Genomic DNA, 11,724 nt, shown 5'->3' on the forward strand with positions numbered 1-11,724 from the left:
CATGTTTGATGTCCAAAATTTTGTTTCGTTCACTAACTCGAGGTTAGTTACTAAAAACTTTATTGATTACGTTTTGCTTGTTCAGTTTTCAAGGTTCATTAATCTTTGTTTTAAGCATCACCTCTTGGCGACTCACTAATAATATCAAGAATATAAAGCCATGTCAACACTTTCTCAAAAATAATTAATAGTTTTTAAAATCTATTATTATTCTTCTACACCATTTTGTTCAGCGGATTAGTTAGCCTTGGATCAACATTTCATTTCACCTCCTATAGAGATAAGAGACTTCTGTAGTAGCTGACGCTTTGCTTTCGCTACAAAAGACATTGTAACTGCTGTTTCACTTATGTTAAATAAAACATTTCGAAAGCAGTTAAATTATTTCAAAGAGATCATTTTTTCAAGTTCACTTCGTTTATTTAAACTATCAATTTTCTCTTACGTAGCTAGAGGTTAAAGTCTTTGTTGATACTTCAGTTTTATCACCTAAAATAAATTATAGGTTGAGTAAAAATAAAAAAAGGCGAACGCCAATGTTAATGGGTTGCCCTTCTAACTATTATAAATCCGTTATAATACGTGAAATATAGAAAGTACGATTTTTACCTAAATCAAATATCTCTCCTGAATGACATAATTTGATAAGTGGTCGAGTTGGTGCAAATTTGTTTACAAACATTACTTCGCCTTGTTCCAGATTAGATAGTTCAACTATTGTTCCTATAGGAAGGTCGGCAACAATATCTATTAGTGCACGAACTACTTTAATATCAAACTTCCCAAATTCAGATTCATTAATCATCTCTATGACTTTAAAGGAAGATTGCTTTGTTCTATACACTCGCTCACATGTCATTGCATGGAATACATCTGCAACAGCGATGATTTGAGCGAAAGTAGAAATATTTGCGATTTTTTCCCCTTTCGGATAGCCACTACCATTTAAACGCTCATGGTGCTGGAAAATAGCCTCTTTCATTGTATCCTTTAAGATCGTTAAATCTTTGACCATATTATAGCTATAAATTGGATGCTTATAAATTTCATTAAACTCTTGCTCTGTTAAGGTTGTTTTTTTATCACGGATACGTGGATGAACTTTTGCCATTCCACAATCAGCTAGTAACCCTCCGATTGCAACTTGTATTGTCATTCCTTTATCATAGCCTAATTTTTGTGCAATTACGGAAGAAATCAATGCTGTTGCTACACAATGATGGTACAAATAGTCTTTTGGATTAGAATACTCATTTAAATCAAAAATTATTGTACGATCTTCTAAAACCATTTCTAGTAATGGTAAAATAATTTTACGTGCTTTCGTAATATCTACCTTTGCACCAGCTTCCCAATTTTTAAATTCCTTTTTAAATTGTTCAATGGAATTGTCATAAATCTTTTTAAAAGATGGAATAGCCTCTTTTGGAACAATTAATTCTGTTTCTTTTATCTCTGATCGAGCCTCTATACCATCTTTATAAATTGGAACTCTCGATATATTAAAAGCAAAAAAAACTGGTAAATGTTCATGGGTAATTATCGTGTTTTTAAAAATGATTGGATATTGTGTATTAGCAAAAATATCTTCAGAAATTACTTTTCCAACGCGTAACTCTGAAATAGGGATATATATAGTTTCCACGCAATTAACTCCTCTTCACTATTTCACTTATAAGGTTTATTTTATCATGGAATTCAAAATAATTACTTATTTTTCATGATTTATGCAAAAAAAAACGATGAACGGCAACACTAGCTGCCGTCATCGGTCTTTTATTATTCTTCTACTTGATCATTTTCTTCGTTACATTCTTCGTTAGATTCTTCTTCTTTTTCAACCTTCGCTACAGTTGCTACAAGCTCTTCATCCCCTAAACGAATTAAACGAACTCCCTGCGTACTACGACCAATTAAAGAAATATCATTCACATCCATACGGATTAGCATGCCATTAATTGTAATAAGCATTAAATCTTCTGAACCATCAACAGTTTTTACAGCTACCATTGGACCGTTTTTATCAGTGATTTGAATTGTTTTTAATCCTACACCACCACGGCTCTGTAAACGATATTCTTCTTCAGAAGTACGTTTACCATAACCTTTTGCTGTAACAACTAAAATTTCCTGTCCTGGTTCAACGATTTCCATACCAACTACTTCGTCACCATCACGTAGTTTAATACCTCGTACACCACCTGCAGTACGGCCCATTGAACGAATATCCTCTTCTTGGAAACGTACAAGCATCCCATCACGAGTACCGATAATCACTTGTTTATCTCCATCTGTTAAACGAACAGAAATAAGATCATCGTCTTCTCGTAAACTTATAGCTATTAAGCCGTTTGTTCGGATGTTAGCAAATTGAGATACTGGTGTACGCTTTGTAATACCTGTTTTAGTAGTGAAGATAAAGTATGCATCTTCATCAAATGAACCAACACGGATCATTGCTGTTACTTTCTCACCTTTTTCAATATTGAGTAAGTTAACAATCGGTAATCCTTTCGCTGTACGGCCAAATTCCGGAATCTCATAACCTTTTGCTCTAAATACTTTTCCTTTTGAAGTGAAGAACAAAATTGTATCGTGTGTAGATGTATTCATAAGATGCTCTACAAAATCATCTTCATTTGTGCCCATACCTTGTACACCGCGACCGCCACGTTTTTGACTGCGATATGTATTCGCAGCTAAACGTTTGATATAGCCATTGTGCGTTAAAGTTACGACTGAATTTTCGACTGGAATTAAATCCTCGTCCTCAATCATTTCTAAACCGCCAGAAGTAATTTCAGTGCGACGCGTATCGTTAAAGCGATCTTTTACTTCTAATATTTCAGTGCGAATAATATCAACAATTTTAGCCTCATCCGCTAAAATTGCTTTTAATTCAGCAATTAATATTTGAAGCTCTTGGTATTCTGCTTCAATTTTTTCACGCTCTAATCCACTTAAACGAACTAAACGCATATCTAAAATCGCTTGCGCTTGACGTTCAGATAAATTGAATCGCTCCATTAATTGTGGTTTAGCTTCATCACCACTACGTGAACCACGAATAATAGCAATAATTTCATCTATATGATCAAGGGCAATACGTAAGCCCTCTAAAATATGCGCACGATCTTCTGCTTTCCTTAAGTCAAATTCCGTACGACGGCGAATAATAACCTTTTGGTGCTCTAAATAATGATGCAGCATTTCTTTTAAGCCCATTACTTTAGGCTGACCATTTACTAATGACAGCATATTAATACCGAAGCTCGACTGCATTGCTGTTTGTTTATATAAATTATTTAAAACTACATTGGCATTTGCATCTTTGCGAACTTCGATGACTACTCGCATACCACGTCGGTCAGACTCATCACGTAGGTTTGTAATACCATCAATTTTTTTATCGCGTACAAGCTCTGCTATTTTTTCAATAAGCTTCGCTTTATTGACCTGGTATGGTAATTCATGAATAAGAATCGTTTCTTTACCATTTGATTTCTGTTCAATCTCTACCTTTGCACGAATAATGATTGAGCCACGACCAGTTTCGTAGGCACGGCGAATACCGCTACGGCCCAAAATTAATCCACCAGTTGGGAAATCAGGTCCTGGGATAATCTCCATCAATTCTTCTGTTGTAATAGCTGGATTTTCAGAAAGTGCAATCACGGCATCTATCGTTTCACCAAGTTGATGTGGCGGAATATTTGTCGCCATACCAACCGCAATTCCTGCCGCTCCATTTACTAATAAGTTTGGATAGCGACTAGGAAGGACAATAGGTTCCTTTTCTGAACCATCATAGTTATCTGTGTAGTCAATTGTGTCTTTATTTATATCACGAAGCATTTCCATCGCTATACGAGACATACGTGATTCCGTATAACGCATCGCTGCCGCTCCGTCGCCATCAACAGATCCAAAGTTACCATGACCATCGACTAGCATGTAACGATAGCTGAAATCTTGCGCCATACGTACCATTGCATCATAGATAGATGAGTCACCATGTGGATGGTATTTACCCATTACGTCCCCGACGATACGTGCTGATTTTTTGTACGCTTTATCTGCTGTATTCCCTAGCTCTTGCATGCCATATAAAATACGGCGATGTACAGGCTTCAATCCATCTCGTACATCTGGTAATGCACGAGAAACGATTACACTCATCGCATAATCGAGGAAGGATGTTTCAATTTCTTTTGTTATATTAACTCCTTTAACACCGGAGCGTTCTTGTTCTGACAAAGTGTAGACCTCCTCTCAAGAAAAATTAAATATCTAAATTAGCGTATACAGCATTTTCTTCGATAAACTGACGACGCGGTTCAACTTCATCGCCCATTAAACGCTCAAATGCTTGGTTTGCTTTAATTGCATCATCTAATTCTACTTGTAACAATGTGCGGTGCTCAGGATCCATGGTAGTTTCCCAAAGCTGCTCTGCATTCATTTCCCCAAGACCTTTGTAGCGCTGTACATTTGGTTTTGGCATTTTTGGTAGTCGTTCTAAAATTTCTTTTAATGTTTCTTCGTCATAGCAATATTCAACATGCTTACCTTGCTTAACTTGATAAAGAGGTGGCTGTGCAATATAAATATAACCTGCCTCTACAAGAGGTCGAAGGAAACGGAAGAAGAATGTTAGTAGTAATGTGCGAATGTGGGCACCATCGACATCGGCATCTGTCATAATAACAATTTTATGATAACGAGCCTTTTCTAAAGTAAACTCTTCGCCAATACCTGTGCCAAATGCTGTAATCATCGCACGAATTTCTGCATTCGATAAAATTTTATCTAAACGTGCTTTTTCGACGTTAAGGATTTTACCACGTAACGGTAAAATTGCTTGGAAGTGTCGATCACGTCCAGATTTCGCAGATCCTCCGGCAGAGTCACCCTCAACGATATAAATTTCGCATTCAGCTGGATTTGTTGAAGAACAGTCAGCTAATTTACCTGGCAAGCTTGATACTTCAAGTGCACTTTTACGACGTGTAAATTCACGTGCTTTTTTAGCAGCTACACGTGCACGAGCAGCCATTAAACCTTTTTCAACAACTTTACGAGCGACAGTTGGATTTTCTAACATAAATCGTTCAAAGCCATCTGAGAACAAGGAGTTAGTAATTTGGCTAACTTCAGAGTTACCAAGTTTTGTTTTTGTTTGTCCTTCAAATTGTGGATCAGGATGCTTAACTGAAACAATAGCTGTTAACCCTTCACGAACATCCTCACCAGTAAGGTTTGCATCTGATTCTTTTAATAACCCATTTTTTCGCGCGTAATCATTAATAACACGTGTTAGAGCCGTTTTAAAACCAGATTCATGTGTACCGCCTTCATACGTATTAATGTTATTAGCAAATGAAAAGATATTAGAAGAGAATCCAGCATTATATTGCATAGCAATTTCAACTGAAATACCATCCTTTTCTCCAAGAACATCTATTGGATCATGGATTGGCTCTTTCGTTTGATTCAAATGCTCAACATAAGAACGAATACCACCTTCATAATGATACGTAGTAGAGCGTTCCTCACCTTCGCGCTCATCAGCGATTGTAATCCTAATACCGCGATTCAAATAAGCTAATTCACGAATACGATGTGCTAAAATATCATATTCATAAACAGTCGTTTCTTTAAATATTTCAGGGTCTGCTTTAAAACGTGTAGTTGTTCCATTACGATCTGAATCACCGATAACCGTTAGCTCTTGCACAGTTTTCCCACGTTCAAATTTAATTTCATGAATATGACCCTCACGATGAACTTGAACGATCGTTTCAAGTGATAAAGCATTTACAACAGATGCCCCTACACCATGAAGACCACCAGAAACTTTGTATCCTCCACCGCCGAACTTACCGCCAGCATGGAGAACTGTCATAATAACCTCAACAGCAGGCTTACCCATTTTCTCTTGAATACTTACTGGAATACCACGACCATTGTCTTCTACACGAATCCAATTGTCTTTTTCTATCGTTACTTTTATATCTGTACAAAATCCTGCAAGAGCTTCATCAATACTATTATCAACAATTTCCCATACTAAATGGTGAAGCCCTTTAGAGCTTGTTGAACCGATATACATCCCTGGTCTTTTACGTACCGCTTCTAAACCTTCTAATACCTGTATTTGATCGGCTTCATAAGCTTGATTTTGTAAACCTTCGTTCTCTATAGCCACGGCTTTCATCTACTCCTTCATAACATCATTGTGTGTAAATGAATGAACAGTCAACCGAGCTGACTATTACCATTCTTTTGTAATCTAAAAAACTCCCGGGCTAACTTTCTTCAATCGCGCCTTGTTTCACGTGAAACAGCTGTGCATGCTCCATCGTTTCATGGTGAATTCCATCAACACTTGTAGTTGTGACAAAGGTTTGAACTTCACCTTGAATGGTATTTAATAAATGCGATTGGCGATAATCGTCGAGTTCTGACAATACATCATCTAAAAGTAGTATGGGTGTTTCATTTGTTTCTTGTTTAATTAACTCGATTTCAGCAAGTTTTAATGAAAGAGCGGTTGTACGCTGCTGTCCTTGTGAACCATATGTTTGAACATCATAGCCATTTACCAAAAACTGCAAATCATCTCGGTGTGGACCAACTAGTGTTACACCCCGGTCAAATTCACGCGGCTTAGCTTCTATTAGCTTTTTATGCAAGAAGTCTTCAATTTCATTGGAAGTATGTTCTTTTTCAATACCAGCTACTGTGCGGTATTTAATAACTAATGTTTCCTTCCCTTGTGAAATACCTGCGTGAATTGGCTCTGCCCACTCCTGCAATAAATCCATAAATTGAAATCTTTTTCGAATAATTTGGGTAGCTGCGTGAATATATTGTTCATTATAAACCTCGTACATCACGCTATCTGGCATTGCTTTCCCTTGATTCATCTTTAAAAAGTGGTTACGTTGCTTTAAAACTTTTTGAAAGGTTAATAAATCATGTAAATAAACAGGCGAAATTTGCCCAATCTCCATATCAATAAAACGTCGTCGTATTTGCGGACTTCCCTTTACGACATTTAAATCTTCGGGTGCAAACATCACGACATTCATTTGGCCAATATAATGACTTAGGCGACTTTGTTCTATGTGATTTATCTTACCTTTTTTGCCTTTTTTCGTAATCGTAAGCTCAATCGGTAAAATACCATGCCTTTTTTGAACGGCCCCTTCTATTTTACCATAGTCTGAATCCCAACGTATTAATTCTTTATCGTTCGTCGTGCGGTGGGATTTAGCCATCGCCAATACGTAAATAGATTCCATAACATTTGTTTTTCCTTGAGCATTTTCACCAATGAAAACATTAATTTTTGGAGAGAAGTTTAAAGCTAAGGCATCATAGTTACGGTAATTTGTAAGTTTTAATTGCTCTATATGCATAATCTACTGTCCAGTGGTACCTACGATACGGAATCGACCACATCCAGGAATATTTACAATGTCACCGTCACGTAATTTACGACCGCGGCGATCATCTATTTCTCCATTTACATATACATCATTTTCCTGTAAAAACCACTTGGCCATACCACCAGAGCTAATGGCATCGGTCATTTTTAAAAGCTGTCCTAATGTGACAAACTCTACATCAATTTCAATGTCCTTCATAGCTGAGTTCCCCTCCAAATACAGATCGTCTATCTCTCTATCATACCTAAAAATCCACCATAAGTAAAAAAAGATAGCCGCAATTAGCGACTATCAGTACATTTTCCAAGGTCCTTTGACTTTGAAATGATGGAGTTTATTCTCTCCGACAAAAATTGTTTACTTCCATTACTAATTTCGGACACAATTTGGCCTCGGTTTAATTGATTTTTTAATACGTACGCACAGGTAAAATCAATTGCAAAATAGCATCGTCATGAACAGAACGTAAAATAAATGGTCTCATTGCCCCTGTGAATTGAATGACTACTTCTTGACCATCAATTGCTTTTAGTGCCTCCATCATGTATTTCGCACTGAAAGAAATTTTTAAGTTCTCCCCTTCTAATGACTCAACAGGAATTTCTTCTTGTACTTTACCGATTTCTGGAGAATTAGAAGAAACTTCGACAGCTTGATTATCTAAAATCTCAAAACGTACAACATTGTTACGATCGCCACGAGCAACAAGAGATGCACGATCGATTGCTTGTAATAATGATTTACCATTAATCGTTAGATTTGTTTGGTACTCTTCTGGAATTAAACGTGATGTATCTGGGTAGTTCCCTTCAAGTAAACGAGAGAAGAATAATACTTCCCCTGTTTTAAATAATACTTGCTGACTTGTGATAACAATTTGTACAAGATTTGTAGAATCCTCTAAAACCTTATTTAACTCATTTAAGCTTTTACCAGGAATGACAACACTATGTTCAACTTCAGGTAAATTTTCCAGTTGAACTTTACGTCTTGCCAAACGGTGGCTATCTGTTGCAACACAGATTAATGTTTCATTTTTTATCTGCCAGTTTACACCTGTCAACACTGGTCTACTTTCTGAAGTGGCAACAGCGAATACTGTTTCACGAATAATTGATTTTAATAGATCAGCAGGAATAGTAAATTTTTGATCCTCTGTTAATTCGGGTAATAAAGGATATTCAGCAGCATCAGAGCCAATTAAGTGGAATTCAGATTTCCCTGAGCGAATATGAGTTTGGAAACCAGTTGTTACTTGAATTTCAACCTCATTTGTTGGTAATTTACGAACAATTTCATTGAACATACGAGCTTGTACAACAATTGATCCTGTTTCTGTTATATGAATTATTTGTTGGCCATCTTCTTCAACTGGAATAAATGTTTGAATTGTAATATCAGCATCACTACCTGTTAAGCGAATACCCTCATCTGTTACATCCATTTTTATCCCCGTTAAAATGGGTATAGTCGTTTTTGAACTTACAGCTTTCATGACATCATTTAAACCCTCTAATAAACGGTCACGTAAAATATCAAATTTCATTCGTTTTCCCTCACATATTTATATTATTTATTTATATAAAATAAAAAAGATATAGTAATAGGTCCTGTGGATTTGTGGATAAGTACTTCCAAGTGAATAAAATCAGTCTATCCACATGTAGATAGACTGTGTATAAGTTTGTGTTTAAATGTTTGTGTTGTCCACAACATTATTTCCCTAACATGCTTCGAATTTGTTTAATATCTTGCTGTAGCTGAACGTCATTTTTCAACATAGAAGATATTTTTTCGTGAGCATGGATAACCGTAGTATGGTCACGTCCTCCAAATTCTTCGCCAATTTTCGGCAGCGAAAAATCTGTTAATTCGCGAGATAAAAACATGGCGACTTGACGCGGGAAGGCAATTAATTTCGTACGTTTTTTCGCGGCAAAATCCTCTAAACGAATGTTAAAGTGCTCTCCTACTGCATTTTGAATGTCTAATATCGTGACAGTTCGCGGCTTTGAATTAGGGATAATATCTTTTAATGCTTCAGCAGCCAAAGTTGCATTAATATCCTTGTTAACAAGCGATGAATAGGCAACGACGCGAATAAGCGCACCTTCAAGCTCCCGGATGTTGGAGTCAATCTGGTTCGCAATATAGAGCATGACTTCATTTGGCACTTCTAGGCCATCAGCCTTTGCTTTTTTTCGAAGAATGGCGATACGAGTTTCCAAATCAGGGGGCGCAATATCTGTAATTAGTCCCCATTCGAATCGAGAACGTAAACGATCTTCCAAGGTTGGTATTTCCTTAGGAGGACGGTCACTAGAAATAACAATTTGTTTCGATTCTTCATGCAATGTATTAAAAGTATGGAAAAATTCTTCTTGAGTTGATTCTTTTCCAGCTAGAAATTGAATATCATCAATTAGCAGTACATCTACATTGCGATATTTGTTGCGGAAATCAAGTGCCTTATTATCTCGAATTGAGTTAATAAATTCATTTGTAAATTTTTCAGATGATAAATATACCACCTTTGCATTTGGATTATGTTCAAGTACATAATGACCAATCGCATGCATTAAGTGTGTTTTGCCAAGCCCTACTCCCCCATAGATAAAAAATGGGTTATAAGCCTTCGCAGGCGCTTCTGCGACAGCTAGCGAGGCAGCATGTGCAAAGCGGTTACCAGAGCCAATAACAAATGTATCAAAAGTATATTTCGGGTTTAACATACCTGGTGAAATATCATGATGATCGTCATTTTTTGCTTGGATAATCGGCGCTGGTAAATCAAAATCGTCCGAATCCTGGTTTTTTTGAACAACAAACTTAATAAGCAAGTCTTCGCCTGTAAGCTCCGTTAATATACCTGTAATCAAATGAATATAATGATTTTCAAGCCAGTCTCGAGCAAACGAATTTGGCGCAGCAATTGTCACAGTAGAACCACTACCATTGTAGGAAAGTAGTTTAGTAGACTTTAGCCACGTTTCGAAGCTTGGTTTAGAAATTTTTTGTTCAACTTGAGCCAGGACATTATTCCATAGTTCTTCTAAATGTTCCAAGCTGCTAATCTCCTTTTCAGTTCAATACAATTAAAAGCGCATTTATAGAAACGGTAAATACGTTCATTTTACAACTAGTCCACAAACTCACAAGTTGTGGATAAAAGTTAACCAAAGGCTGTGAGAAAAATTATCCACAGCATATCAACAGTTGTGGATAAAATTAAAGTTCATTTCAGTTTTCAACAAAGTGAAGCACAGATATCGTATCAGAAAAACAAAGCTATTTCAATAGTTTGTGAAACTTATCCACATACCTTTCATTTATGCACTTCCAAGTTGTCCACAAGGTCTGCTTATGTGAAAAAGGTGTAGATAAATGTTGTGGATAAAAAAATATGCAAAAAATACTATACACAACTCTGTGTAAAAAAAACAAGTACTCTGTGGATAATTTATTTTTATGTAGCAGAAGATGATTGAAATAAAAAAATAGACATAGATTTGCGGAAATATAGAAATTTATAAAATTCATTGACAAAATAACTAGTTACTTTATATAATATTCAGGTCTGTATGTTGAAAAATTCAACTCATCCAGGAGGTGTCTATATAAATGAAACGTACTTACCAACCAAAAAAACGTAAGCACAGCAAAGTTCACGGTTTCCGCGCACGTATGAGCACGAAAAACGGTCGCAAAGTTCTTGCTGCTCGCCGTCGTAAAGGAAGAAAAGTATTATCAGCATAAAATAAGTCCACTGAGACACATCAGTGGTCTTTTTTTTCTTTATTTTTGGTAAAGCTAAAAATGAGGATCAAAGGATAATTATCGAGTAGCAGGTGAAAGTAATGAAAAAACGCCAACGAGTGAAAAAAAACGATGATTTTCAAAAGGTGTTTAAAAAGGGTAAATCTTTCGCTAATCGTCAGTTTGTCGTATATTTTTTAGAAAAAGAGGGACAAGCGGAATTTCGTATAGGATTATCGGTTAGTAAAAAGCTTGGGAATGCAGTAACACGCAACCAAATCAAACGCTATATTCGACAAAGTATTCATGAATTAAAGGATGAGCTAAAGCCGAATATGGACTATGTTATTATCGCCAGACAACCGGCGGCCACGATGGATTTTCATGAAGTAAAACAAAGTTTGCAGCATGTACTACGAATCGCAAAAGTATTGAAGAAAGCCTAATATGGATGGCAACCAAAGTGGTGAGATAGAATAGTTTAGTTTCTGCGCGAAAGTGAAGCCAATACAAA

Annotated in this window: 9 protein-coding genes; 2 read left to right on the forward strand and 7 right to left on the reverse strand. The window is 36.3% G+C overall.

The window, feature by feature from the left end; all coding sequences use genetic code 11:
* Positions 1 to 562: 562 nt before the first annotated feature.
* From PVA17_RS17475 to dnaA, 7 genes are all read right to left on the reverse strand, one after another.
* A complete protein-coding gene (locus PVA17_RS17475) occupies positions 563 to 1,645 on the reverse strand; it encodes an HD-GYP domain-containing protein (protein WP_274068416.1) in 1,083 nt (360 codons plus the stop codon).
* 134 nt (positions 1,646 to 1,779) lie between these two features.
* On the reverse strand, positions 1,780 to 4,257 hold the full coding sequence (gene gyrA / locus PVA17_RS17480) for a DNA gyrase subunit A (RefSeq protein WP_274068417.1): 2,478 nt from the start codon (positions 4,255 to 4,257) through the stop codon (positions 1,780 to 1,782).
* Positions 4,258 to 4,282: 25 nt separating this feature from the next.
* The gene (gene gyrB / locus PVA17_RS17485; protein ID WP_132362471.1) at positions 4,283 to 6,217 is read right to left on the reverse strand and encodes a DNA topoisomerase (ATP-hydrolyzing) subunit B; all 1,935 of its coding nucleotides are present in this window, start codon (positions 6,215 to 6,217) and stop codon (positions 4,283 to 4,285) included.
* 91 nt (positions 6,218 to 6,308) lie between these two features.
* Positions 6,309 to 7,424 carry a DNA replication/repair protein RecF gene (gene recF, locus PVA17_RS17490; protein WP_274068418.1) on the reverse strand — a complete coding sequence of 372 codons (1,116 nt, stop codon included), beginning with the start codon at positions 7,422 to 7,424 and terminating at the stop codon, positions 6,309 to 6,311.
* Between the two features lie 3 nt (positions 7,425 to 7,427).
* The gene (gene yaaA, locus PVA17_RS17495; protein WP_132362475.1) at positions 7,428 to 7,652 is read right to left on the reverse strand and encodes a S4 domain-containing protein YaaA; all 225 of its coding nucleotides are present in this window, start codon (positions 7,650 to 7,652) and stop codon (positions 7,428 to 7,430) included.
* A gap of 211 nt (positions 7,653 to 7,863) precedes the next feature.
* Positions 7,864 to 9,000: a DNA polymerase III subunit beta gene (dnaN, locus tag PVA17_RS17500; protein WP_132362477.1), complete on the reverse strand. Its 1,137-nt coding sequence runs from the start codon at positions 8,998 to 9,000 to the stop codon at positions 7,864 to 7,866.
* Between the two features lie 169 nt (positions 9,001 to 9,169).
* Entirely contained in the window at positions 9,170 to 10,519 is a 1,350-nt protein-coding gene (dnaA, locus tag PVA17_RS17505) for a chromosomal replication initiator protein DnaA (protein ID WP_132362479.1), read from the reverse strand.
* Positions 10,520 to 11,075: 556 nt separating this feature from the next.
* Between dnaA and rpmH the strand changes: the two genes are divergently transcribed.
* Entirely contained in the window at positions 11,076 to 11,210 is a 135-nt protein-coding gene (gene rpmH / locus PVA17_RS17510) for a 50S ribosomal protein L34 (protein WP_004233310.1), read from the forward strand.
* A 101-nt stretch (positions 11,211 to 11,311) separates the two neighbouring features.
* Positions 11,312 to 11,656 carry a ribonuclease P protein component gene (gene rnpA / locus PVA17_RS17515; RefSeq protein WP_132362481.1) on the forward strand — a complete coding sequence of 115 codons (345 nt, stop codon included), beginning with the start codon at positions 11,312 to 11,314 and terminating at the stop codon, positions 11,654 to 11,656.
* The last annotated feature ends 68 nt before the right edge of the window (positions 11,657 to 11,724 follow it).

Origin of the sequence: Lysinibacillus sp. CNPSo 3705, from assembly GCF_028674935.1 — a bacterium.
Taxonomy (GTDB): Bacteria; Bacillota; Bacilli; order Bacillales_A; family Planococcaceae; genus Lysinibacillus.